At 72.3% G+C, this 24,291-nt stretch carries 24 protein-coding genes and 1 tRNA gene; 16 read left to right on the top strand and 9 right to left on the bottom strand.

Going from position 1 to position 24,291, the window contains the following annotated elements:
* The first annotated feature begins 6 nt into the window (after positions 1-6).
* Positions 7-294, top strand: coding sequence for a hypothetical protein (locus AA0Z99_RS10085; RefSeq protein ID WP_413316964.1), 288 nt, complete (start codon positions 7-9; stop codon positions 292-294).
* A gap of 16 nt (positions 295-310) precedes the next feature.
* On the opposite strand, the gene AA0Z99_RS10080 is transcribed toward AA0Z99_RS10085, so the two are convergent.
* Genes AA0Z99_RS10080 through AA0Z99_RS10070 form a run of 3 tightly spaced genes read right to left on the bottom strand, consistent with a single transcriptional unit; the run spans position 311 to position 2,785 of the window.
* Positions 311-1,780 carry a CPBP family intramembrane glutamic endopeptidase gene (locus AA0Z99_RS10080; protein ID WP_413316962.1) on the bottom strand — a complete coding sequence of 490 codons (1,470 nt, stop codon included), beginning with the start codon at positions 1,778-1,780 and terminating at the stop codon, positions 311-313.
* 30 nt (positions 1,781-1,810) lie between these two features.
* A complete protein-coding gene (locus AA0Z99_RS10075) occupies positions 1,811-2,059 on the bottom strand; it encodes a helix-turn-helix domain-containing protein (RefSeq protein ID WP_413316960.1) in 249 nt (82 codons plus the stop codon).
* Positions 2,060-2,785 (bottom strand): hypothetical protein, encoded by a 726-nt coding sequence (locus AA0Z99_RS10070; RefSeq protein ID WP_413316958.1) that lies wholly within the window; start codon positions 2,783-2,785, stop codon positions 2,060-2,062.
* 225 nt (positions 2,786-3,010) lie between these two features.
* Here AA0Z99_RS10070 and AA0Z99_RS10065 point away from each other — a divergent pair, with 225 nt between their 5' ends.
* The 7 genes from AA0Z99_RS10065 (at position 3,011) to AA0Z99_RS10035 (ending at position 13,554) form a co-directional block, all read left to right on the top strand.
* Positions 3,011-5,491: an ATP-dependent Clp protease ATP-binding subunit gene (locus AA0Z99_RS10065; RefSeq protein ID WP_413316956.1), complete on the top strand. Its 2,481-nt coding sequence runs from the start codon at positions 3,011-3,013 to the stop codon at positions 5,489-5,491.
* Between the two features lie 284 nt (positions 5,492-5,775).
* Entirely contained in the window at positions 5,776-8,583 is a 2,808-nt protein-coding gene (locus AA0Z99_RS10060; protein WP_413316954.1) for a cell wall-binding repeat-containing protein, read from the top strand.
* Positions 8,584-8,661: 78 nt separating this feature from the next.
* Entirely contained in the window at positions 8,662-9,213 is a 552-nt protein-coding gene (locus AA0Z99_RS10055; RefSeq protein ID WP_413316952.1) for a dihydrofolate reductase family protein, read from the top strand.
* A 24-nt stretch (positions 9,214-9,237) separates the two neighbouring features.
* Positions 9,238-9,750, top strand: a complete 513-nt coding sequence (locus AA0Z99_RS10050) for an amino-acid N-acetyltransferase (protein ID WP_413316950.1) — start codon at positions 9,238-9,240, stop codon at positions 9,748-9,750.
* 25 nt (positions 9,751-9,775) lie between these two features.
* Entirely contained in the window at positions 9,776-10,456 is a 681-nt protein-coding gene (locus AA0Z99_RS10045) for a hypothetical protein (RefSeq protein WP_413316948.1), read from the top strand.
* Between the two features lie 57 nt (positions 10,457-10,513).
* Positions 10,514-11,896 (top strand): flavin monoamine oxidase family protein, encoded by a 1,383-nt coding sequence (locus tag AA0Z99_RS10040; RefSeq protein ID WP_413316946.1) that lies wholly within the window; start codon positions 10,514-10,516, stop codon positions 11,894-11,896.
* A gap of 74 nt (positions 11,897-11,970) precedes the next feature.
* The gene (locus AA0Z99_RS10035; protein WP_413316944.1) at positions 11,971-13,554 is read left to right on the top strand and encodes an APC family permease; all 1,584 of its coding nucleotides are present in this window, start codon (positions 11,971-11,973) and stop codon (positions 13,552-13,554) included.
* 47 nt (positions 13,555-13,601) lie between these two features.
* Here AA0Z99_RS10035 and radA read toward each other — a convergent pair whose 3' ends face one another.
* Positions 13,602-14,963 (bottom strand): DNA repair protein RadA, encoded by a 1,362-nt coding sequence (gene radA, locus AA0Z99_RS10030; protein WP_413316943.1) that lies wholly within the window; start codon positions 14,961-14,963, stop codon positions 13,602-13,604.
* A gap of 92 nt (positions 14,964-15,055) precedes the next feature.
* Here radA and AA0Z99_RS10025 point away from each other — a divergent pair, with 92 nt between their 5' ends.
* The 3 genes from AA0Z99_RS10025 (at position 15,056) to AA0Z99_RS10015 (ending at position 16,110) form a co-directional block, all read left to right on the top strand.
* Positions 15,056-15,436, top strand: a complete 381-nt coding sequence (locus AA0Z99_RS10025) for a VOC family protein (RefSeq protein ID WP_413316942.1) — start codon at positions 15,056-15,058, stop codon at positions 15,434-15,436.
* Positions 15,433-15,945, top strand: coding sequence for an N-acetyltransferase family protein (locus AA0Z99_RS10020; protein WP_413316941.1), 513 nt, complete (start codon positions 15,433-15,435; stop codon positions 15,943-15,945). The genes AA0Z99_RS10025 and AA0Z99_RS10020 overlap by 4 nt, the downstream gene beginning before the upstream one ends.
* A 74-nt stretch (positions 15,946-16,019) precedes the next feature.
* Positions 16,020-16,110 (top strand) — tRNA-Ser (locus tag AA0Z99_RS10015).
* A gap of 78 nt (positions 16,111-16,188) precedes the next feature.
* Here the strand turns inward: AA0Z99_RS10015 and AA0Z99_RS10010 are convergent.
* Together AA0Z99_RS10010 and AA0Z99_RS10005 are read right to left on the bottom strand one after the other, a co-directional pair.
* Positions 16,189-16,920: a LysR family transcriptional regulator substrate-binding protein gene (locus AA0Z99_RS10010; RefSeq protein ID WP_413316940.1), complete on the bottom strand. Its 732-nt coding sequence runs from the start codon at positions 16,918-16,920 to the stop codon at positions 16,189-16,191.
* A gap of 28 nt (positions 16,921-16,948) precedes the next feature.
* Complete coding sequence (locus AA0Z99_RS10005; RefSeq protein ID WP_413316939.1) at positions 16,949-17,599, bottom strand: alpha/beta hydrolase; 651 nt, start codon at positions 17,597-17,599, stop codon at positions 16,949-16,951.
* Between the two features lie 66 nt (positions 17,600-17,665).
* Here AA0Z99_RS10005 and AA0Z99_RS10000 point away from each other — a divergent pair, with 66 nt between their 5' ends.
* The 5 genes from AA0Z99_RS10000 (at position 17,666) to AA0Z99_RS09980 (ending at position 22,681) form a co-directional block, all read left to right on the top strand.
* Positions 17,666-18,913 carry a hypothetical protein gene (locus tag AA0Z99_RS10000; RefSeq protein WP_413316938.1) on the top strand — a complete coding sequence of 416 codons (1,248 nt, stop codon included), beginning with the start codon at positions 17,666-17,668 and terminating at the stop codon, positions 18,911-18,913.
* A gap of 90 nt (positions 18,914-19,003) precedes the next feature.
* On the top strand, positions 19,004-19,543 hold the full coding sequence (locus AA0Z99_RS09995; RefSeq protein WP_413316937.1) for an NUDIX hydrolase family protein: 540 nt from the start codon (positions 19,004-19,006) through the stop codon (positions 19,541-19,543).
* 58 nt (positions 19,544-19,601) lie between these two features.
* On the top strand, positions 19,602-20,111 hold the full coding sequence (locus AA0Z99_RS09990; protein WP_413316936.1) for a hypothetical protein: 510 nt from the start codon (positions 19,602-19,604) through the stop codon (positions 20,109-20,111).
* Complete coding sequence (mgrA, locus tag AA0Z99_RS09985; RefSeq protein ID WP_413316935.1) at positions 20,108-21,151, top strand: L-glyceraldehyde 3-phosphate reductase; 1,044 nt, start codon at positions 20,108-20,110, stop codon at positions 21,149-21,151. The genes AA0Z99_RS09990 and mgrA overlap by 4 nt, the downstream gene beginning before the upstream one ends.
* A 90-nt stretch (positions 21,152-21,241) precedes the next feature.
* The gene (locus AA0Z99_RS09980; protein WP_413316934.1) at positions 21,242-22,681 is read left to right on the top strand and encodes an MFS transporter; all 1,440 of its coding nucleotides are present in this window, start codon (positions 21,242-21,244) and stop codon (positions 22,679-22,681) included.
* A 46-nt stretch (positions 22,682-22,727) separates the two neighbouring features.
* Here the strand turns inward: AA0Z99_RS09980 and AA0Z99_RS09975 are convergent, their stop codons facing one another.
* From AA0Z99_RS09975 to AA0Z99_RS09965, 3 genes are all read right to left on the bottom strand, one after another.
* On the bottom strand, positions 22,728-23,186 hold the full coding sequence (locus tag AA0Z99_RS09975; RefSeq protein WP_413316933.1) for a SprT-like domain-containing protein: 459 nt from the start codon (positions 23,184-23,186) through the stop codon (positions 22,728-22,730).
* A gap of 78 nt (positions 23,187-23,264) precedes the next feature.
* On the bottom strand, positions 23,265-23,837 hold the full coding sequence (locus tag AA0Z99_RS09970) for a hypothetical protein (protein WP_413316932.1): 573 nt from the start codon (positions 23,835-23,837) through the stop codon (positions 23,265-23,267).
* Between the two features lie 140 nt (positions 23,838-23,977).
* On the bottom strand, positions 23,978-24,136 hold the full coding sequence (locus AA0Z99_RS09965; protein WP_413316931.1) for a hypothetical protein: 159 nt from the start codon (positions 24,134-24,136) through the stop codon (positions 23,978-23,980).
* Between the last annotated feature and the right edge of the window lie 155 nt (positions 24,137-24,291).

The raw sequence follows: 24,291 nt of genomic DNA, 5'->3' as shown, positions 1-24,291 counted from the left end.
GGTCCCATGCCTGAGAGCTGGTGGGGGAACGCGATCTTCTCGCTGATCCCGACGATCGTGCTCGGCCTCATCTTCTGGATGGTGCTGCGCTCCATCATCCGCGGCGACCGCACCGCCCGCCGCGCCTACGAGCGGATCGAGGCGGAGGAGCGCGCCAAGCTCGGGCTGCCGCCGAAGGGCACGCCCGCCGGTACGCCCGCCGGTGCTGAGGCGCCCATCGCTGCTGCGCCGCCGGCGCCCGCGACCGACCACTCGGGCAGCGCTCCCGCGCCCGGCGAGCGCACCTCCGCCTGAACCCGGCGCGCGCCGCTCAGGCGCCGGATGCCGTCGGCGTCTGCCCGGCGCCCTGGGGCCGCGCCCAGGACTGCGCAGCCGGCTGCTGCATCGACTGCTCGGTACCGGGCTGCTGCAGGCCGGGCTGCTGCGGGCCGGGCTGCTGCGGGGGCTCCAGCATGTCGGCCGCCGCGGAGCCGTCGGTGAAGCGCTGCACCTTCGGCATCGTGACGTGCACCGCGGCGTACGCGAGGCCGAGCGCCGCCGCGGTGATGGCCGTCGAGAGCCAGTCCTCGCCCGCCACGGGCTGGCCGGAGAAGGCGGATGTGCCGGTGAGCGCCAGCGGCACCATGATGAACACGTTGTTCGCCGCGTGCAGCACGGATGCCGACTCGAGCCCACCGGTGCGGTAGGTCAGCATCGAGCAGGCGAAGCCGACCAGCGCGAGCTGCAGCGTCGCCGCGATCGAGGGGTGGGCGTGCATGCCGCCGAACAGGAGTCCGGTCGCGACACCGGTCCAGATGGCGTTGCCGAAGCGACCCGTGAGCACCCACGGCCCCACAGCCGCCGCGACGAGTGCCAGCAGCGACAGCCACCAGGTCGCCGGCTGCAGCACCATCACGAGCAGCGCGGGGAACAGCATGACCAGTGCGGGCACGTAGCGGTGCACCCGCCAGCCGCCCATCAGCTGCGGGAGCAGGCCGCGGAAGGCGAACTCCTCGCCCGCGGACTGCAGCGGCGTCGTGAGGAGCACGGCGATGACGAGGCCCCAGTTGGGGTTCCACTGCCACTCGATCGTGGGGTCCATCCACAGGGAGAGGCCGATGTAGAGCGCGAAGATCGGCAGGATCACGAGGGCGGATCGGGCGACGACGCTCCAGCGCCACGTGCCGACGACGCTCGAGGCGAACCCTGCCGCCCGCGCGCCGAAGGCCGCCATCGCGACGATGGTGCCGGGGATCATCGACGCCCAGGCCATGTTGACGGCCGCCATGCCGAGCGGCGTGCCGACCACGGCCTCGATGAAGCGGCTGGTGATCTCCTGCTGGTCGAGCGCGAGATCCGTGGGGTCGATCGAGGCGAGGAACTCGCCGATGCCGGGCAGCATGAGCACGACGGAGAGGATCTGCCCGGCGAAGAAGAAGCCGATGGCGATCGCCCAGGCGATGAACCAGCGGCCCACGCGGCGCTCCAGCGGCTGGAACACCATCGCGAAGGGGCGGCCGGACATGGGCAGCGCTGCGGGCAGCAGCGCAGGCTTCACGGGCGGCGCCGGCTGCGGTGCGGGGAAGGGCTGGCCGTACTGCGGCTGCCCGTACGGAGCCTGCCCGTACTGCGGCGCACCCGAGTACTGCCCGTACTGCGGCTGCGGCTGCTGCTGCGGGGCACCGGAGTACTGCCCGTACTGCGGCTGCGCACCGGAGTGCTGCCCGTACTGCGGCGGCCCCTGCGGTGCGGGCGGCTGCGAGCCGTGCGGGTTCCAGGACTGGCTGGGCTGATCGGTCACCGTGCTCCTCGTCGCGTCTGCCCCCGCAGGCTACCGATCCGACTTCTGCGTTCCGTGAGCGGTGACCGTGAACAGCTCGCCGGGCTGGCACTCGAGGGCGTCGCACAGCGCGATGAGGGTGGAGAACCGGATCGCCTTCGCACGGTCGTTCTTCAGCACCGAGAGGTTCACGAGGCTGACGCCGACGGCGTCGGCGAGTGCCGTCAGCGTCATGCCGCGCTCGCTGAGCAGCTCGTCGAGCCTGCAGTGCAGGCGGGAGAGATCCTCCTCGGCGGGCACCTACACCAGCCCCTCGGTGTCGCGCTGGAGCGCCTGCCCGCGTCGGAGCAGCGTGGCGAGCGCCGCGAGCGCCAAGCCGGCGCCGATGGGCCAGAACGGGAAGGTGATCAGGAGCGCAGGCTGCGGCAGCAGCGTCGACAGGTCCTCCGGGCTCGCCCAGCCGGTCACCGCCAGCAGCTCCTGCGCGGCCATGCTGCCAGCGGTGTCGCCCAGCACCTGGGCGCACGTGCCGCCGAGCGCGACGGCGCCCGCGATGAACATCGTCAGGCGCGCGAGCACCGGGGCGAAGGGGCGGCCTGCCCGCAGCTGCGCGCAGGTGATGGCCACGAGCGTCGCCACCGTCCCCGGCACGAGCCATGCCACGGCCTGCGAGATCCCCCAGCAGACCCGGGCACCCATGCTGAGCCCCGCTGCCACGATCTCGGCGGTCCGGAATCCGCCGTCCACGCGCGTCGCGGACGGGCCCTGGATCTCGGCGCCGGCGGGCAGCACCGGCCAGTAGTCCTGCACGGGTATCGAGATCGGCACCGACGGCGCCAGCAGGCTCGACAGCAGTGCCACGACGCCGCCCACCGCGGCGATGACCGCAGTGACGACGGCGAGGGTGAGCGCCGTCGTCACGACCGCGCTGTCGCTCCCGCGTCGGGTCGCGCGCGCCGCGGCCACGGCGAGGGCGATGGCCCCCAGCAGCAGGGCGATCGCGGTGAGCATCCACCAAGGTGTCATGCGAGGTCCTCTCGACGTATCGATCATCGTTGTTATCGATGGTCGATAATGTCGCACCGATGCGGGCGGAGTGCAACCTCGTGCCGCGCGCGCTGCCGAGCGCACGGCATCCGGCGGGCTGGGCGCGTGCCACCGCTGACGCATCGTCGTCGCGCCGACAGCGAACACCCGCACGTCGCGCCCGTACCCGCGGCTACGCTCGACGAACAAGGAAGGGAGGCAGCGATGTTCGAGAGATTCACTGACCGCGCTCGCCGAGTCGTGGTGCTCGCCCAAGAAGAGGCGAAGCTGCTCAACCACAACTACATCGGCACGGAGCACATCCTGCTCGGCCTCATCCACGAGGGCGATGGCGTCGCTGCGAAGGCGCTGGAGCAGCTGGGCATCTCGCTCGACGCCGTGCGCGCGCAGGTGCAGGACATGATCGGCACCGGCAGCCAGCAGACGTCGGGGCACATCCCCTTCACGCCGCGAGCCAAGAAGGTGCTCGAGCTGAGCCTGCGCGAAGCGCTGCAGCTCGGCCACAACTACATCGGCACGGAGCACGTGCTGCTCGGCCTGATCCGCGAGGGCGAGGGCGTCGCAGCCCAGGTGCTCGTGAAGCTCGGCGCCGACCTCAACCGCGTGCGCCAGACCGTCAACCAGCTCCTCGCCGGCTACCAGGGCAAGGAGTCGACGACGGTCGGCGGCGAGCAGACCGTGCAGTCCGACGCCAAGGGATCGCAGATCCTGGATCAGTTCGGCCGCAACCTCACCCAGGCTGCGCGCGACGGCAAGCTCGACCCGGTCATCGGTCGCGAGAAGGAGATCGAGCGGGTCATGCAGATCCTGTCTCGCCGCTCCAAGAACAACCCCGTGCTGATCGGCGAGCCCGGCGTCGGCAAGACGGCCGTCGTCGAGGGCCTCGCGCAGGCGATCATCAAGGGCGAGGTGCCCGAGACGCTGAAGGACAAGCAGGTCTACACGCTCGACCTCGGCTCGCTGATCGCGGGCAGCCGCTACCGCGGTGACTTCGAGGAGCGCCTCAAGAAGGTGACCAAGGAGATCCGCACGCGCGGCGACATCATCACCTTCATCGACGAGATCCACACGCTCGTCGGTGCCGGCGCGGCAGAGGGCGCGATCGATGCCGCGAACATCCTGAAGCCGCTGCTCGCCCGCGGTGAGCTGCAGACGATCGGCGCGACGACGCTCGACGAGTACCGCAAGCACTTCGAGAAGGACGCCGCGCTCGAGCGCCGCTTCCAGCCGATCCAGGTCAACGAGCCCTCGGTCGCGCACACGATCAACATCCTCAAGGGCCTGCGCGACCGCTACGAGTCGCACCACAAGATCACGATCACGGACGGTGCGCTCGTCGCCGCGGCCAACCTCGCCGACCGCTACGTGCAGGATCGCTTCCTCCCCGACAAGGCCATCGACCTGATCGACGAGGGCGGCGCTCGCCTGCGCCTGTCGATCCTCTCGGCGCCGCCCGAGCTGCGCGAGTTCGACGAGAAGATCGCCGACGTGCGCACCCGCAAGGAGGGCGCCATCGAGGGCCAGGACTTCGAGGCGGCCGCGCGCCTGCGCGACGAGGAGAAGGAGCTGCTCGGTCAGCGCCTGCGCCTCGAGAAGCAGTGGCGCAGCGGCGACGGCGGCCCGACGGGCGTGCTCGACGAGGGCGTGATCGCGGAGGTGCTGGCCAACGCGACCGGCATCCCGGTGTTCAAGCTCACCGAGGAGGAGTCGGCCCGACTCGTCTTCATGGAGAAGGCCCTGCACCAGCGCGTCATCGGCCAGGAGGAGGCCGTCAGCGTGCTGGCGAAGACCATCCGCCGTCAGCGCGCGGGCCTCAAGGACCCGCGCCGCCCCTCCGGCTCGTTCATCTTCGCCGGGCCCACGGGCGTCGGCAAGACCGAGCTCGCGAAGGCGCTCGCCGAGTTCCTGTTCGACGACGAGGATGCGCTGATCTCGCTCGACATGTCGGAGTTCAGCGAGAAGCACACCGTCTCGCGCCTGTTCGGTGCCCCTCCCGGGTTCGTCGGGTTCGAGGAGGGCGGGCAGCTCACCGAGAAGGTGCGCCGCAAGCCGTTCTCGGTCGTGCTCTTCGACGAGATCGAGAAGGCGCACGTCGACATCTTCAACTCGCTGCTGCAGATCCTCGAGGAGGGTCGACTGACCGATGGTCAGGGCCGCGTGGTCGACTTCAAGAACACCGTCATCATCATGACGACCAACCTCGGCACCAAGGACATCTCGGGTGGCCCGGTCGGCTTCGTCATGGAGGGCGACTCCGGCAACGACTACGACCGGATGCGCGGCAAGGTGCGCGAGGAGCTCAAGAAGAACTTCAAGCCGGAGTTCCTCAACCGCGTCGACGAGACGATCGTCTTCCCGCAGCTCTCCCCGCCGGAGCTGCTGCAGATCGTCGACCTGTTCATCAAGCGCCTCGCCGAGCGCCTGCTCGACCGCGACATGACGATCGAGCTCACCGTCTCCGCGAAGCAGCGCCTGATCGAGATCGGTCACGATCCGGCGCTCGGCGCCCGGCCGCTGCGCCGCGCGGTGCAGCACGAGGTCGAGGACGTGCTGAGCGAGAAGATCCTGCACGGCGAGCTGGGCGCGGGTGAGCACGTGACCGTCGACTTCGCCGACGGCGCGTTCGTCTTCACGCACACGAGCCCGGAGCCGCAGGAGCCCGAGCTGGAGCCAGCCGACGCCTGACCGAGCGACGACGAGAGAGGGGATCCCGCGGGATCCCCTCTCTCGCGTCCGGAGCCGTCACGCGCTGTTCACCTCGCCGCAAGGATTGGGCCTCGCGCGTCGCGCCGAGAGTTCCTAGGCTCGGCAGAGGCGTGCCTCGCGCGCCGTCCGCATCCCCTGGCATCGGAGACACAGTGATCAAGCACTTCAAGCGCAACGTGGCGGCCGGAGCCGCCTGCGCACTCGGATTGGGGCTGCTGACAGTCCCGACCGCGGCGCTCGCGACCGAAGCGGGAACCGATGACATGAGCACGGCTGCTGCCGCGCCCGGTGTCGTCAACATCCTGCACTTCAACGACTTCCACGGCCGCCTGCAGGCTCCCTCGGGCGACGAGGGCGACGAGGCCAACTGGAGCGGCGGCACCGTCGGCTTCGCGGGCACCATCGAGCAGCTGCGCGCACCCTTCGGCGACGACGCCTCGGTGCTGCTCTCCGGCGGCGACAACATCGGCGCCTCGCTCTACGCCTCCGCGTCGCAGCAGGATGCGCCCTCGCTCGAGGTGCTCAACGCCCTCGAGCTCGACGCCGCCGCCGTCGGCAACCACGAGTTCGACCGCGGCATCGACGACCTGCAGGATCGCGTCCGCGGCATCGCCGACTTCCCCTACCTGGGCGCCAACGTCACCGTGGACGGTGCTCCCATCGACGAGGGCTACACGCTCACGGAGGTCAACGGGGTCACCGTCGCGGTGATCGGCGCCGTCACCCAGGAGACCCCCGCGCTCGTCGACCCCGCCGGCATCGCAGGCGTCGCGTTCGGCGACCCCGTCGAGGCCGTCAACGCGATCGCCGCGCGGCTCAGCGACGGTAGCGAGGCGAACGGCGAGGCCGAGCTGATCATCGCCGAGTACCACGAGGGCTCGCAGGGCTCGAGCGAGGAGGAGCTCGTCGCCTCGCTGGAGACGTCGGAGGCCTTCCGCTCGATCGTCCAGGACACCGCGCCCGAGGTCGACGTCATCTTCAACGGCCACACCCACCAGGAGTACACGTGGCTGGCCCCCGCCCCCGACGGCAGCGCGCAGGACGTGCGCCCGATCGTGCAGGGCGGTCAGTACGCCGAGAACATCAGCCAGGTCGTCGTCTCCTTCGACACCGCCACGGGGGTCGCGACCTTCGACACCGTGCAGAACGTCGCGCGCACCTCCACGCCCGCGGCTGAGCTGATCGCGGCGTTCCCGCGCGTGGCCGAGGTCGACGAGATCACGAACGCCGCCCTCGAGCGCGCAGAGGTCATCGGCAACGAGCCGCTCGGCGAGATCACCGGCGACATCACCACCGCGTTCCGCGACGGCGAGCGCGACGACCGCGGCAGCGCATCCACGATGGGCACGCTCGTCGCGAACATGCTCCGCGACCAGCTCTCCTCGGAGAACCGCGGCGGGGCCGAGCTCGGCATCACCAACCCCGGCGGCCTGCGCGACGACTTCCTCTTCGCGGCCGACGAGGGCGAGGCGGGCGACGGCGTCGTGACCGTGGGCGAGGCGGCGGCCGTCCTGCCCTTCGCGAACAACCTCTGGACCACGACGCTGACCGGCGAGCAGCTGCGCGTCGTGCTCGAGCAGCAGTGGCAGCGCGATGCGCAGGGCAACGTGCCCTCGCGCAGCTACCTGCAGCTGGGGCTCAGCGACAACGCCGAGTACACCTACGACTCGACGCTGCCCGAGGGCTCGCGCATCACGAGCATCTGGGTCGACGGCGAGCGCGTCTCGGCCGACGACACGTTCCGCGTCGCGGTGCCCAGCTTCCTGCTCTCCGGTGGCGACAACTTCCGCGGCTTCACCGCCGGCACCGACGATCGGGACTCCGGCCTGGTCGACTCGGAGGCGTTCGAGGCCTACATCGAGGCGCAGTCGCCGATCTCGCCCGACTTCTCGCGCCGCCAGCTGGAGGTCGTCGGTCTGCCGACCGAGCCCGTCGCTCCCGGCACGGCGCTCAGCATGACGGTCGGCACGATCGACCTCACCTCGCTCGGCACCCCCGTCAGCGAGCAGATCGAGCTGTACCTGGATGACACCCTCCTCGGCTCCTTCGACGTGGTCGACGGCTCGGCGACCGTCGAGCTCACCGTGCCCTTCGCATCCGCCGAGAGCGTCTTCGAGCTGCGCACGGCCGCCGGCACGGCGATCGCGCTGCCGCTGGCGGTCGACCTCGCGGTCGATCGCATCGCGGGCGTCAACCGGTTCGAGACCTCCGTCGAGATCTCGCAGTCGGGCTACGGCCAGGGCGCCGACGTCGTCTACGTCGCGAGCGGCCAGGTCTGGCCCGATGCGCTGACGGCAGCCCCGGCTGCTGCGACCGAGGGCGGGCCGCTGCTGCTCGTGCCGAGGGCTGAGGCCCCGGAGGTCGTGCTCGACGAGATCGCGCGCCTCGGCGCGGAGCGCGTCGTCATCGTGGGCGGGGAGCCCTCGGTGAGCGCGGCCGTCGAGTCGGCGATCGCCGACATCGAGACGGTCAGCGAGGTCGTCCGCCTCGGCGGGGTCAACCGCTTCGAGACCAGCCGCATGGTCGCCGACTATGCGTTCGAGTCGGCTGAGGGCGCCTACGCGGTGACCGGCAGCCGCTTCCCCGACGCGCTGTCGGCGGGTGCCGCAGCGGGTCACCTCGAGTGGCCGCTGATGCTGGTCGACACGCGCGTCGAGATCCCCTCGGAGACGGTCGCGCTGCTCGACGACCTGGAGGTCGAGCGCGTGCGCGTCATCGGTGACACCAACGCCGTCCCCTCGGCGCAGGCCGGTGAGCTCGTGGACGCGGGCTTCGTCGTGTCGCGCCAGGCTGGCTCGAACCGCTTCATCACGAGCGCGATCGTCACGCGGGCGGCGTTCGACTCAGCTGAGGCCGGCGCCTACCTCGCGAGCGGCGTGCTCTTCCCCGACGCGATCTCGGGTGGAGCCGTGGCCGGCGCGCAGGGCGCTCCGCTGCTGATCACCCGACCGGGGTGCGTCGACGCGAGCGTGCTGGGCGCGCTCGAGTCGCTGTCGCCGACGTCGGTGACGCTGCTGGGCGGCACGCCCTCGCTGAGCGAGGACGTCGAGGCGCTGACGCGCTGCAGCTGATCCGCTGAGCGGCCGGCGGGGGTGGGGCTTCGGCCCCACCCCCGCTGCCGCGTGGGCGGCCAGGGCTAGCGTGCTCGCATGGGCACGACGATCTTCGACACCGCGACCACGCTGAACGGCTTCCTCGCCGACGACGAGCACTCCCTCGCATGGCTCTTCGCCGTCGACGGCGGCACCGATCCCGATGACTCGCTGCTGCCCTCGGGCGCCGCGGTGATGGTCGAGGGATCCCACACCTACGAGTGGGGGCTCCGGGAGTGGGACGCGGCGGCGAACCCTGGCACCTGGCAGGAGTTCCACGGCGCCCGCCCGCTCTTCGTCTTCTCGAGCCGCGAGCTTCCCGTGCCCGAGGGAGCCGACGTGCGCTTCCTGCGCGGCTCGGTGGCGGAGGCGCTGCCCGAGATCCGCGCGGCGGCAGGCGACGGCGACATCTGGATCGTCGGGGGCGGCGATCTCGCCGGGCAGTTCCTCGACGCGGGCGCGCTCGACGAGATCGCGGTCTCCATCGCTCCCGTCGCGCTGGAGAGCGGGGCGCCGCTGCTGCCGCGCCGCGTGGAGTCCGATCGCTTGACGCTCGTCGAAGCGCGGCAGGTGGGGCAGTTCGCGCGGCTCGTCTACCGCGTGGGGTGAGGCGGCGGCGTAGGCTCGTGACCCATGACCCACGACGCATCCGACATCACCGTGCGCCCCGCGCGCACGAGCGACGTGCGCGCCATGCAGCTGCTGATCGAGCCCTACGCGCATCGCCAGATCCTGCTCGGCAAGGAGCTCGTGACGCTCTTCGAGGCGGTGCAGGAGTTCGTGGTCGCCGAGCGCGACGGAGCACTGGTCGGCTGCGGCGCGCTCCACGTCTTCTGGGAGGACCTCGGCGAGGTGCGCACGATCGCTGCCGCCGAGCACGCGGTGGGGCTCGGCGTGGGCCACGCCATGCTCGTCGCGCTCGAGGAGCGCGCCAAGCGGCTGGGGCTGACGCGGCTGTTCTGCCTGACCTTCGAGACCGAGTTCTTCGGCCGCCACGGCTTCCAGGAGGTCTCTGAGCAGATCATCGAGCCCGACGTGTTCTCCGAGCTGCTGCGCTCGCAGGACGGCGGCGTCGCCGAGTTCCTCGACCTCGCGCACGTGAAGCCGAACACCCTCGGCAACACGCGCATGCTCAAGCGCCTCTGAGCCCGCGCTCGCCTACCCTGAACCCGTGAGCACGCACCCCTCAGCCAAGCGTCGCGCCGCCGTGCGACGGCGGCGCACGCTGCTCGCGATGCTGCTGATCGTGCTGCTCGCGGCCGTCGGGCTCCTCATCTGGCAGCCGTGGGCGGCCGGCGACGAACCGGCGCCGGCCCCGCCGAGCGAGAGCGCGGCGACGACCGCGCCTGCGACGCCCGAACCCGAGGCAGACGAGCCGGAGGAGAGCCCGGAGCCGACCTCGACGCAGCCCTTCACCCCCATCGGCGGAGACCCCGAGGCCGACGCGAGCGAACCCTGCAGCGCCGACCAGATCCGCATCGAGCCGGGCACCGACCGCTCCACCTACGGCGAGGGCGACCCGGTGCAGCTCACCTTCACGATCGAGAACACCGGCGAGGAGCCGTGCTCGCTGAACGCCGGCACGAGCGTGCAGGAGTACGAGATCCGCACGGGCGACGAGCTCGTCTACCGCTGGTCCGACTGCGCGGCGGACGTGCAGGACAACATCGTCGCCCTGCAGCCGGGCACGCCGCAGTCGACGATGCCCATCGAGTGGGATCGCACCCGGTCGTCGGTCGACACGTGCACGGCAGAGCGCCCGCAGGTGACGGCAGGGGGTGCCGCCTACAACCTGAGCGTGCGCGTCGGCGACTACGCGAGCGCCAAGAGCCGGCAGTTCATCCTCGAATAGTGCTCGCGGGCCCCTCGGGGCGCTAGGTTCGCCTCAAGCGCGCGGAGCGGAGGCAGCATGTCGCAGCAAGGACCCGTGAGGGTCGACACCGAGACGTCCGTCGATGTGGTGGTCGTCGGGGCCGGTCCCGCCGGCCTGGCAGCCGCCACCGCGCTCGCCGATGCCGGCCGCACGGTCGCCGTGCTCGAGGCCCGCGACCGCGTCGGCGGCCGCACCTGGACCGACACCGTCGAGGGCGCGATGCTCGAGCTGGGCGGGCAGTGGGTGTCGCCGCACCAGACCACCCTGCTCGAGACGATCGAGCGCCTCGGGCTCGAGACCTTCCAGCGCTACCGCGACGGGGAGTCGGTCTACGTGCACCCCGACGGCTCGGCCGAGCGCTTCACCGGCGACTTCCCGATCGACCCGGCGACGCTCGCCGAGGTCGATCGGCTGGTCGCGGTCATCGAGGCTCTCGTCGCCGAGATCGACCCGGAGGCGCCGTGGGACCACCCGCGGGCGCGCGAGCTCGACACGGTCGCCTTCGAGCGCTGGCTGCGCGACCAGACCGAGGACCGGGCCGCCGCGAGCCTGACGGCGCTCTTCATCGGCCCGGCCATGCTCACGAAGCCCTCCCACGCCTTCTCGACTCTGCAGGCGCTGCTGATGGCGGCGAGCGCCGACGGCTTCGCCAACCTCCTCGACGAGGACGAGATCCTGGACCGCCGCGTGATCGGCGGCATGCAGCAGGTCAGCGTCCGCATGGCCGAGGCGCTGGGCGATGCCGTGCACCTCTCGGCGCCGGTGCGTCGCATCGAGCGGTCCGACGACGGCGTGCGCGTGGTCGCCGACGGCGTCGTCGTGCGCGGGCGTCGCGTCGTCGTCGCCGTGCCGCCGAACCTCATCACCCGCATCGACGTGCAGCCGCCGCTGCCGCGCCGGCAGCACCAGCTGCACCAGCACCTCTCGCTCGGCATCGTCATCAAGGTGCACGCGGTCTACGACCGGCCGTTCTGGCGCGAGGCGGGGCTCTCCGGCACCGGCTTCGGGCCTGAGGAGCTGGTGCACGAGCTCTACGACAACACGAATCACGCGGATCCGCGGGGCACGCTCGTCGGGTTCGTCTCGGACGAGCACGCCGATGCCGCGTTCCGCCTGAGCGATGAGGAGCGCCGTCGCCGGATCCTCGAGTCGATCGCCCGCTACCTGGGGCCGGAGGCGCTGGAGCCGGCCGTCTACTACGAGAGCGACTGGGGCAGCGAGGAGTGGACGCGCGGTGCGTACGCCGCGAGCTACGACCTGGGCGGTCTCCACCGCTACGGGGCCGACCAGCGGCAGCCTGTCGGCCCGATCCACTGGGCCTGCAGCGACTACGCGGGTCACGGCTACCAGCACGTCGACGGCGCCATCCGCTCCGGCCGCCAGGCTGCTGAGGATGTGCTCGCGAGCCTCGGGGCGTAGCCCCGCCACCTCCGACGGCGCGCGTCGCGCGTCTTCGGCAGCGCCGCGATGGAGCGGCAGAGGAAGGACGTCCGATGAGCCAGCCGCACCCACCCACCGCTGAGCGCAGCGCGAAGGGCCTCCGAGCGGGCTCCGTCGGGCTCATCGGAGCGATCGTCATCGGCATCTCCTGCATCGCGCCGGCCTACACGCTCACGGCGGCCCTCGGCCCGACCGTGTCGGAGGTCGGGGTGCAGGTGCCGGCGATCATGCTCGTGGGCTTCCTGCCGATGCTGCTGGTCGCCTTCGGCTACCGCGAGCTCAACAGCGCCATGCCCGATTCGGGCACGACCTTCACCTGGGTGACGAGGGCGTTCGGGCCGTGGGTCGGCTGGATGGCCGGCTGGGGGTTGATCGCCGCCACCATCCTCGTGCTCTCCAACCTCGCCGGCATCGCCGTCGACTTCTTCTTCCTGATGCTCGCGCAGGTCTTCGGGCAGCCGGCGATCGCGGATCTCGCGGCCGAGCCCGGCATCAACGTGCTCGTGTGCCTGCTGTTCATGGCCGGCGCCACCTTCATCTCCTACCGCGACGTCAAGACGACGCAGCGGCTGCAGTACTGGCTCGTCGGCATCCAGGTGCTGGTGCTGCTGGGCTTCGCCGCCACCGCCATCGTTCGCGTCGTGAACGGCTCGGCCTTCGACGCGACGCCCGTCGAGGCATCCTGGTTCAACCCCTTCGCCGTCGACTCGTTCACCGCCTTCGCGGCCGGCCTGTCGCTGTCGATCTTCATCTTCTGGGGCTGGGACGTCACGCTCACGATGAACGAGGAGACGCGAGGCTCTGACCGCACGCCCGGGCTCGCCGCCACCTGGACGGTCGTGATCATCATGGTGCTCTACCTGCTGCTGGCGATCTCGCTCATCGCCTACGCTGGCGTCGGCGATGGCGAGTTCGGGCTCGGCAACCTCGACATCCAGGACAACGTGTTCTTCGCCCTCGCCGGTCCGATCCTCGGCCCGCTCGCCGTGCTCGTGTCGCTCGCGGTGCTGATGAGCTCGGCCGCCTCGCTGCAGTCGACGTTCGTGAGCCCGGCGCGCACGCTGCTGGCGATGGGGCACTACGGCGCGCTGCCGGCGCCCTTCGCGCGCGTCACCGAGCGCTTCGAGTCCCCGGGCTTCGCGACGCTGGTCGCGAGCGCCGTCGCGAGCGGCTTCTACGCGATCATGCGCTTCATCAGCGAGAACGTGCTGTGGGACACCATCACGGCACTCGGCATGATGATCTGCTTCTACTACGGCCTCACCGCCTTCGCGGCGGTCTGGTACTTCCGCCGCACCTGGTTCGCCTCGGTGCGCACCGCGCTCTACCGGCTGGTCTTCCCGCTGCTGGGCGGGCTCGTGCTGGCGGTGCTGTTCGTCACGACGCTCATCGACTCGATGAACCCCGACTACGGCTCGGGCTCGAGCATCGGCGGTGTCGGCCTGGTGTTCGTGCTGGGCGTCGTCACGCTCGGCATCGGGGTCGTCATCATGGTCGTGCAGTCGGTGCGCCAGCCCGCGTTCTTCCGCGGTGAGCGCATCGCCGTCGGAGCCTCGGACGGCGGCCGCGACCTCACGCTCGACACCGCGATGCTCGAGGTGCCGAAGCCCGACGCGGCGAAGGCCCCCGACGCCTAGCCCGTTCGTCGAGGAGCGCGCCGCAGGCACGCGTCACGAGACGCGCTTCAGAAGTCCGGCACCGCGACGAGGCGAGGCCGCGACTCGGCCTCGCGTCGCCCCTGGCTGATCGCCTCGGGGATGGCGTTGCGCACCAGCGCGACGCTGTCGTCGATCACCCGGGTGTAGCCGAGCCGCCTGGCCTCGGTGGCGCGCCGCTTGACGGCGGAGGCGGCGCGGATCTCGCCGGCGAGCGACAGCTCGCCGATCGCGGCGAGGCGCCCGGAGAGCGCGACGTTGCGATCGGCGCTCGCGATCGCGAGCGCGATGGCGAGATCGGCGCCCGGCTCGGTGAGCTTGATCCCCCCGACGGTCGAGACGTAGACGTCCTTGGTGCCGAGCTGCATGCCCGCGTGCCGCTCGAGCACCGCGAGCACCATGGCCACGCGGGACGAGTCGACGCCGTTCACCACTCGCCGCGGCTGCGGCGTCGACGCGGCGACGACGAGGGCCTGCACCTCGACCGGGATCGCGCGGCGACCCTCGAGGGTGACGGTGACGCACGTGCCGGCGAGCGGCGTCGTCGATCGTGAGAGGAACAGGCCTGAGGGGTCGGGCACCTCGAGGATCCCGTCGCCGGTCATCTCGAAGCAGCCCACCTCGTCCGTCGGGCCGAAGCGGTTCTTGGAGGTGCGCACGAAGCGCAGCGCCGTCTGGCGATCGCCGTCGAAGTGCGCGACGACGTCGACCAGGTGCTCGAGCACGCGCGGCCCCGCGACCGAGCCGTCCTTCGTGACGTGCCCGACCAGCAGCAGCGGCACATCCGCCGCCTTCGCCGCGCGCGTGAGCGCTGAGGCGACGTCGCGCACCTGGCTGGGTCCGCCGGCGAGGCCGTCGTTGTCGGCGTTCGCGACCGTCTGCACGGAGTCGACGACGACCAGCTCCGGCTGCGTGTCGCGCAGCTGGCCCAGGATCGTCGCCAGGTCGGTCTCGCTCGCGAGGTAGAGCTGTGGCTCGAGCGCCCCCGTGCGCTCTGCTCGCAGCCGCACCTGGGCCAGCGACTCCTCGCCGGAGACGTAGAGCACGCGCTTGCCGGCCGACGCGGCCTTGGCCGCCACCGCGAGCAGCAGGGTCGACTTGCCGACGCCCGGTTCGCCCGAGCACAGCACGACGGCACCGGGCACGATGCCGCCGCCGAGCACGCGGTCGAACTCGGCGATGCCCGTCGGCCACCGCGGTGCATCCGTCGTCTGCAGCTCGGTGATGGGTCGTGCAGCGCGCGACGCGGGCACCGAGCCGGCGCTGACGCGAGCGGTCGAGGCGCCGACCTCCTCGATCGTGCCCCACTGCTGGCACTCGCCGCACCGGCCGACCCACTTGAGGGTCGTCCAGCCGCACTCTGAGCAGCGGAACGCGGGTGCCTTGGCCATGCCTCCGAGGCTAGCGGCGCCCACTGACCCGGCGACGCACCGGCGAGCCGACCTGTCAGCCGCTGCGCGGCAAGTGCCATTACGGTTGCGCCATGCTCACCGTCGGCTCCATCGTGATCCGCTGCAGCGACCTCGAGCGCCAGCTGCGATTCTGGGCTGCCGCGCTCGACTACGAGCCGCGCGAGCCGATCGGCCAGGACTTCGCGCTGCTGCGGCCGCGAGAGGGCGCAGGACGAGCAGGCGCGCCCAATGTGTCGCTCGATGCGCAGCGCAGCGAGCGCGCGCTGCCCCCGCGCATCCACCTCGACCTCTACGCCGACGACCAGGCCTCCGAGGTCGCGCGGCTCGAGTCGCTCGGTGCCCAGCGAGTGCAGTGGTCGGGCCGGCCCGACGATGCCGACTACGTGATCATGCAGGACCCGGAGGGCAATCGCTTCTGCGTGATCGACGCTGCGCCGGGGGTCGCGGCGTGACCGCCAACATCCGGGACGCGTCGATCGACGACGCTGCCGGCATCGCTCGCCTCCGGGTCGAGACCTGGCGCGCGGCCTACGGCGGGCTCGTGCCGCAGGAGGTGCTCGACCGCATGGACGTCGAGCGCGAGACCGGCCGTCGCGTGGAGCACTGGGCTGAGATGCACGCGGATGCGCGATGCCACGACCTGGTCGCGGTCGCGGACGGCGAGGTGGTCGGTTGGGCGATGTGCGGGCCCGCGCGCGAGCCGGATGCGCCGGCGAGCGGCGAGCTGTACGCCATCTACGCGCGCTCGGACCGGTGGTCGCGCGGCGTCGGCAACGCCCTGCTCCTGGAGGCGGAGCGGCGCCTGCGCGCCGACGGGCACGACCGCGCGTACCTGTGGGTGCTGCTCGGCAACGAGCGCGCCACCAGCTTCTACGAGTCGCACGGGTGGCACGCCGACGGCGGGTCGAAGGTCGAGGAGGGCATGCACGAGCTGCGGCACGTGCGCGCGCTGCCGCGCTGAGGCGGGAAGCATGGCGGTCGTGGAGCGCTGCCTCGTTTCGCGCCAGCGCGCGAGCGTGTGTAAACTCTCCCCTTGGTGACGTGTCCGAGCGGCCGAAGGTGCGACTCTCGAAAAGTCGTGTAGGGCAACCCCCTACCGTGGGTTCAAATCCCACCGTCACCGCCAAACCGCGTCCTTGCTCTCGCCAGCAAGGGCGCGGTTTCTTCGTCCCCGGCGGTGGCCCGCCCGTGCCAGGCGCGCCCGTCAGCGGCGCTTGCCAGGCCCGGGCCTGCCGGGGCGCCCGGGCCCACCCGGTCTGCGCGGCCGGTTCGACCCGCGCTTCGGCTTCGGCTTCGAGGGCCGCGGCTTGTCGCCCGTCGCGGCGTTGCCCGGCTGCACGCCGTGCGTGCGGCCCGCGCCCTGCGTGCCATCCGCGTCGCCGCGGCGCTCCTCGCGATCCCCGCGGGACGAGCCGGGCTTGCGGCCGCGCGCGATGCCGATGAGCTCCTGGTGCAGGGGCGAGTCGGCCTGCTGCAGCCACGCGAGCGCGATCGTCGTCGGCGGCAGGTCCGAGACCACGCGGTGGCGGGTGTCCGCGCCGCCGAGCGCGCGGGCGACCGCCATCGGCACGATCGCGATGCCCGCACCGGACGCCACGGTCTCCAGCAGCTGCGCATCCGTCATCCCGGCCCGCTCGACGCGGGGCTCGCCCTCGAGGTCAGCCGTCGTGACGGTCTCGAAGGCCACGATCGGGTGCCCCTTCGCAGCGACCACGACCGGCAGCTCGTCGTAGAGCCGCACGACGTGCAGGTCGGTGTCGTCGATCGGCAGGCGCGCGAGCACCGCGTCGCAGCGGCCCTCGAGCAGGCACCCCACCGCATCCGCCTCGGCGACCTCGACGAGCTCGGCGCGCACGTCCGGCACCCGCTCGCGCCACACGCGCAGCCACTTCGCCGGCGTCACCCCCGGCACACCGCCCAGCCTGAACCGCTCCATGCGCCCAGTCTGCCGTGCAGAGCGAGCGTCAGCGCCAGCGATCGAGGAACGCGACGACGTCGGCGAGCTCCTCGGCGACGATCGTGTGCGCGCGCTCGTAGGTGCGTCGCTCGACGTCGAAGTGGGCGTCGAGCCACGGGATGGCGCGCTCGACCTCCTCGCGGCGGATGACGTCGTCGAGCGTGCCGATCGTCGACAGCAGCGGGATGCGCGGCTCGCGCGCCGCGAGTTCGGCATCCCCGGGCTGCTCCCGCGCGCTCACGAAGGATGCGAGGTGCACGATCGACGCGAAGCGGTCGGGTGCGTGGCGCGCCAGCTGCACCGCCATGACGCCGCCCTGCGAGAAGCCGAGCAGGTGCACGCGGTCGAAGGGGCGCTCGAGCCCGTCCAACCACGCGAGCACGGCCTGCGCCGATGCGTCGACGAGCGCGGGGTCGTCGAGCTCGACCACCGCGCGATCGAACCAGGCGAAGCCGCCGCCGTAGGGGATGGGCGCCCGCAGCGACGCGATCGTCAGCGAGGCAGGCAGGTGCGGCGCCAGCCCGAACAGGTCGCCCTCGTGGGAGCCGAGCCCGTGCATGACGACGAGCAGGTCGCCGCCGTCGCCGCTCGGTGCGTCTCCCGCAGCATCGGTGCGCGCCTCGCGCCACTGCACCGCATCCGCGTCGATCTCGAGCATGCCCACCCCTCTCGCTCGGGCGACGCCGGGCGGCGCGCGCCTCCACCGACACCGTAGCCTCGAAGCATGGCGAACACGTCGGCGACCACCAAGGTGCTGCGCCCTGTGGGCGCGGGCGGCGGCCCCCGCGGCCGCGGTGCGGGCTCGTCGTCGGGCCGTGCTCGCGGCCGCCGCGTCGGCCGCGTCGTCTCGCTCGACGCGGCCCGCGGCGTGCTGGTGCTCGCCACCGCCTTCTGGCTCGCCGCCCCGCGCCGCCCGCTGCCCGGCTCCGAGCCCTGGGGCTCGGTCGCCCTCGACGCGCTCGTGCTCCCCGCCTTCGCGGTCGTGCTCGGCTGCGCCTTCGCCATGGCGCAGCACCGGCACTGGACCTCCGGCGGCCGCGTGATCCGTCGCGCCCTCCTCCTGCTGCTCGCGGGCCTCCTGGTCGCCGCCGGCGTCGCGCTGATCGGCGGCGCTGCCGCAGGCATCCCCTTCGCGCCCGAGGGCGGCACGCTCGGGGGTCTCGAGCGCATCCGCGTCGCGGGGCCGTTGCTGCAGGTCGGGGTCGCGGTCGCCGCGCTCGGCTTCCTCGGCGTGCTCGCGCGCAGCTGGGCAGGCTGGGCGTTCGCGCTGGCGGTCGTCACGGCTGCCGGGGCCGGCGCGCTGTGGCTCAGCACCGGCATCTGCGGCGAGCTGAGCGATCGGTGCAGCCCGGCGACCCTGCTCGTCGGGGGAGTGGCGGATGCGGCGGGCACCGCCGTCGACCCGCTCGTGGTCGCGGGGGTCACCACGGTCGCCGCGGGGCTCGGCCTCGCGCTGCCGGCGGCCGCGGGCGCGGCGCTGGTCCACGCGTTCCTGCGCGCCCGTAGCGTCGACGCTCGGCAGCGCGGGCGCGTCATCGGCTACGGCCTGCTGGCGGCGCTGCTGTTCGGCGTGCTCGGCATCCTCGCCTACTTCACGCCCACCGTCTGGGGGCAGCAGCCGCTCGCTCCTGCCGTGGCGCTCTGGACCCCGCCGCTCACCCTCGCCGTCGCGACGCTCGCGGCGCTGCTGGCGACCGCGATGCACCCCGTCATCGACACCGACCTGCGCGGCGGCACGTCGGCGCTCGGGGTCTTCGCCGAGCCGTTCGCGGCGGTGGGGCGCATCAGCCTGCTCGCCGTCGGCTCGACGCTGGCCGCTCGCACGCTGCTCGACGCGATCGAGCCGAGCCCCGTCGGCTGGTTCGCGCGGCTGGGCGACATCCCGTCGATCGTCGTGGGATTGATCGTCGTCGCGCTGTGGCTGACGCTCGCGCTCTGGGCCGACCGCCGGGGCCGGCGCCTGCGGCCCTGAGCGCCGCCCGGCCGCGCCCAGGGCGCTGCTCGACGGCCCGGAGTCGATGCCGGCGAGCGCCGCGAGCCTCGCGCCAGGCACAATGGGGCCATGGCCGTGCGCACCCCTGACCCCAATCCCGGATGGCTGAGCGAGGACGAGCTGCAGCAGGCTCGTGAGCGGCTGCCCATCCTGTACGTGGAGGCGATCCCCGTGCGGCTCGACGGCCTCGGCCAGGTGACCGACGTGGGCCTGCTGCTGCGCATGAACGCGCAGAGCGAGATGACGCGCACCGTCGTCTCGGGGCGCGTCATGCGCGGCGAGCGCGTGCGCGATGCGCTCTACCGCCACCTCGAGAAGGATCTGGGGCCGATGGCGTTCCCGCAGCTGCCGGCCTGCCCCTCGCCGTTCCACGTGGCGGAGTACTTCCCGCTGCCGGGCGACGGCATCTACTCCGACGAGCGGCAGCACGCCGTCTCGCTCTGCTACATCGTGCCGGTCACCGGCACGTGCGATCCGAGGCAGGACGCGCTCGAGCTGACCTGGCTCTCGCCCGAGGCTGCGGCCTCCGAGCTCGTCACGAGCGAGATGGAGGGCGGCCGGGGCAGCCTCGTGCGCGCGGCGCTCGCGCACCTCGGCGCGCTGCGCTGAGCCGCTGGTGCGTCGCCGTGCGGCGGATGCGCCGGGTCGCGCTCCGTAGGCTGGTGCCATGAGTGCGCACTACCAGGTGACCCTCGAGTGGGGAGCGGCCGGCCTGCAGGCGGCGGCCGCCGACATCGTCGTGCTGGCCGATGCCGATCGCGGGCCGGAGACCGAGGTGCTGCTGCGCCGAGCGCCGCGCACGGCGCTCGTGCTCGAGGCGACCCTCGTGAACGCGGAGAGCATCGCCCGCGCCGCGCTCGACGAGCAGGAGCGCCTCGGCGATCGTGCGAGCATCGCGATCGTGGCGGCGGGGGATCGCTGGGCAGACGGCTCGCTGCGCCCCACCGCCGCCGACCTGCTGGTCGCCGGCCGCGTCGTCGACGAGCTGGCCGAGCTCGGCATCGACTTCCACAGCCCGGCCTGCGCTGCCGCCTGCGCCGCCGCTGTCTCGTTGCGCGGCGCCACGAACGCGCTCGTCGCGGCCGAGGGGCGCCGTGCGGCCCCCGCCGAGCCGACCGCCGCAGGACCTGAGCCGGCGCCCGAGCACACCCCCGAGCACGAAGGAGCCACCCGATGACCTGGCAGCCCGACCCCGCCCGCTACGAGACCATGCAGTACCGCCGCGCCGGCGCCTCCGGCCTCAAGCTGCCGGCGCTGACCCTCGGCCTCTGGCACAACTTCGGCGACGACGTGCCGCTCGAGCGCCAGCGCGCGCTGCTCACGACCGCCTTCGATCGCGGCATCACCCACTTCGACCTCGCGAACAACTACGGCCCGCCCTTCGGTGCCTCCGAGCGCAACTTCGGCCGCGTGATGGCGAGCGACCTCGCCGCGCACCGCGACGAGATCCTCGTCACGACGAAGGCCGGGTGGGACATGTGGCCCGGCCCCTATGGCATGGGCGGCAGCCGCAAGTACCTGGTGGCGAGCATCGACCAGTCGCTCGAGCGCATGGGCCTCGACCACGTCGACATCTTCTACCACCACCGCCCCGACCCCGAGACGCCGCTCGAGGAGACCATGGGTGCGCTCGACCACATCGTGCGCACCGGCCGCGCGCTCTACGTCGGCGTCTCGAGCTACTCCGCCGACGAGACGCGGCGCGCCCACGAGATCCTCGCCTCGCTGGGCACCCCGCTGACGATCCACCAGCCCTCGTACTCGATGCTCAACCGATGGATCGAGACGGATGGGCTGCTCGAGACGGCCGGTGAGCTCGGCATCGGGGTGATCGGCTTCACGGCGCTGGCGCAGGGGCTGCTGACGGGGAAGTACCTCGATGGCGTGCCGGCCGACTCCCGTGCGGCTCGCGGTGGCGAGCGCAAGCCGCTCGACCCGAACGTCTCCGCCGATGCGACCGAGCGCATCCGCGGCCTCGCCGCGATCGCGGAGCAGCGCGGGCAGTCGCTCGCGCAGCTGGCGCTCGCGTGGGCATTGCGCGACGACCGCATGACCTCGCTGACGATCGGGGCCTCGCGCGTCGAGCAGCTCGAGCAGAACCTCGGCGCGCTGTCGGGGCCGGCGCTCAGCGCCGAGGAGCTCGCGGCGATCGACGAGCTGGCTCGCGACGAGCCCGGCGTCGACCTCTGGGCAGCCGCGCGCGACTCCCGCGGCTGACGCGCCGCCTCGCCGCAGCCGGGCCCGATCGGCCGCGGGCGACGCCGACGGGGCGTGCGCCGCGTGGGTGCGCGGGTCTACCGTGTGCGCATGGCTTCGTTGACGAGGTCGCCGAGCGAGCGGACCTTCCTGCACGTGCTGGCGAACACCGCGCTCGCGAACCTCACGACCGCGTTCGTGTGGTTCGCGCTCACGTTCTGGGTCTACCTCGAGACCAGGAGCGTGCTCGCCACCGGCGTGATCGGTGGCGCCTACATGCTGTTCGTCGCCTTCGGCAGCATCATGTTCGGCTCGATCGTGGATCACCATCGCAAGCTGCGCGTCATGATGCTCTCCGGCGCGCTGACGGTCGCGGCGTTCGTGATCGCGGGCGTGATGTACCTGCTGCTGCCGGAGCCCGTGCTGCTCGACCTCACGGGGCCGTGGCTCTGGCTCTTCATGGCGATCATCCTGGCCGGCTCGGTGGTCGAGCACATGCGCAACATCGCGCTCTCCACCACGGTGACGCTGCTGGTGCCCGACGAGCGCCACGCGAACGCGAACGGCCTGGTCGGCACGGTGCAGGGCCTCGCCATGATCGTCACGAGCGTGTTCTCCGGGCTCTCGATCGGCTTCCTCGGCATGGGGTGGACGATCGCGATCGGCATCGCGATGCTCGCGCTCAGCCTCGGCCACCTCGCCACGCTGCGGATCCCGGAGGACGTCGTGCCCGAGCATCCCGACGACGAGGCCAAGGGCATCGACCTGCGCGGCTCGATCCGCGCGGTCCTCGCCATCAGCGGCCTGTTCGCGCTGATCGTCTTCTCGACCTTCAACAACCTCATCGGCGGCGTCTACATGGCGCTGATGGATCCCTACGGGCTCGAGCTCTTCGACGTCACGATGTGGGGCGTCGTCTTCGGGGTCGCCTCGACGGGCTTCATCGTCGGCGGGCTCGTGATCGCGAGGTTCGGCCTCGGCACGCGGCCCATCCGCACGCTGCTGATCGTCGTCGCCCTCATGGGCGTGCTGGGAGCGCTCTTCACGATCCGCGAGTGGTGGTGGCTGTATGCGCTCGGCATCTGGCTCTACATGGCGCTCATCCCCGCTGCGGAGGCCGCTGAGCAGACGATCATCCAGCGCGTCGTGCCGCTGCGGCGCCAGGGGCGCGTGTTCGGCTTCGCGATGGCGTTCGAGTCGGCTGCCGCGCCGATCACCGCGTTCCTGATCGCGCCGATCGCGGAGTTCCTCATCATCCCGTGGGCGCGGTCGTCGGAGGGCTCAGCGGCCCTCGAGCCGCTCCTGGGCACAGGCACGGCGCGCGGCATCGCCCTGGTGTTCCTGTGCGCGGGGATCGTCATGGTCATCGCCGCGGGCCTCGCGTTCCTCACGCGGTCGTATCGCCTGATCAGCGACTCCTACGCCGACTCCGCGCCGTTGCCGATGGGCGAGGCCGCGGATCCAGCGACCGCAGCCTCGCAGGATCAGCCGAGGGGATCGGTGAGCGAGGGCGGCAGCGAGACCGCTCCGTCGGCAGGGCCGCCCAGGTAGGCCGAGCGCGAGCGCGCGCGCGCCGGCGAGTGCCGACGCGCGAGGGTCATGCCGCCTGCTCGCGTCGGCTCCAGCGCACCTCGATCAGGCGGCGCTGCGCGCGCGTGCAGGGCGTGCACGCGTAGCGGCCCTTCGGCGCGCGGAACCGCACGTGGCTGTGGCCGCCGGGGCAGGTGCCGATCCATCCCGCGCGCTCCGCTGCGATCTCTCCGTGGTGGGTGCGACCGCCGACGTAGCCGATGTCGCGGGCGATGCGCCGCCACGCAGGGCCGTGCCCCGCGCGCGCGCCCGCCATCGCGTGCGCCACCTCGTGCAGCAGGATCTGGTGCACCTCGTCGTCGTCCCAGCGCGCCGCGAGGTGCTTCGAGACGGTGATGCGCCGGGTCGTGAAGTTCGTCAGTCCCGCGCGCTTCGCCGCCCGGTCGAAGCCGAAGCTCCAGGAGTCGTCGAGGTGCAGCCGCAGCAGTGCCGCTGCCCACACCTGCACCCGATCGAGATCAGCCACCGCTCCGCCCTCCGTCGGCTGCGAGCATGCCAGCCATGGCGACGCGGGCGCGAGCCGCAGGCGAGAGCCTGTGGAGCGTCAGCGTCCGCCCCAGATGGGGTGGTTGGCGCGCGGCACATCCTGCTCGGCGCGAAGCGCCTCGGTCTGCGCGCGATCGGTCGCGACCATGAGCGCGAGCTCTGCCGCTTCGAGCTGCGAGGCCTCGAGCTGCGCCTCGCGGCACAGCTCGACCGCGACCGTGAAGTCGATGCACGCCTCGTGCCACTGCCCGAGCGCGAAGTGCACGGTGCCGCGCTGCTGCAGCGCGTGCGCCCAGAGCTCGACCCAGTCGCTGGCGCGAGCCTCGGCGATGATGCCGGTGCACTCGCGCAGCGCGGTGCGCAGGTCGCCGCGCGTCTGGATGACGGATGCGCGCAGCAGCCGCGCCTCTGCGACGCGGTCGCGCGAGCCGGAGGCTCGGGCGAGGGTGACGGCCTCGCTCGCGGCGGTCAGCGCTTCGTCGAGGCGGCCGATCGACTCGAGCAGCCAGGCGCGCTCGGAGACCGCGGCGAGCGAGCGCTCGCGGCCCAGCTGCCGCAGCCGCCGCGCGGCCGAGGCGACATCGACCGCGTTGCGCAGCGCGGTCTGGTCGTAGCCGATCGACTCGCTCATGGCTCCATCGTCGCGCACGAGCGAGGGATCCGCGGGAGCACGCGCCGGTGCGCACGAGCAGGGCCCGGCCCGACCGAGGTCGGGTCCGGGCCCAGAGCGCTGCTGGCGCGTGCGGCGCAGGTGCGCACGCACCGGCAGGATCAGGCAGCGCTGCGCACGTAGCGCAGCACGAGGTAGTGCGGGTGATCGCGCAGCCAGCGCAGCACCTTGGCGGTGTTGCGGACGATCCATGCGACGAGGCGGATCGCCTCGGACCAGCTGACGTTGCGGCGGACGTAGGCGATGAAGGTTGCGAGCATGTCGACTCCTGTGTCGATCGGTGCCTCGAGGCGGTGTGCCTTCCGGTCTGCTCCCAGCCTCGTCGGCTCCCGCGGGCAGCGGCACCGCCTCCGGGATGGACGTCCTTGCGCCTTTCGGCGCAGGTCGTGTGCGCCCTCCGACGCACTCCCGCCGC

It is taken from the genome of Agrococcus phoenicis, from assembly GCF_047302415.1.
In the GTDB taxonomy this organism is placed as follows: Bacteria; Actinomycetota; Actinomycetes; order Actinomycetales; family Microbacteriaceae; genus Agrococcus.
This window is presented reverse-complemented; position numbering and strand designations above follow the sequence as displayed.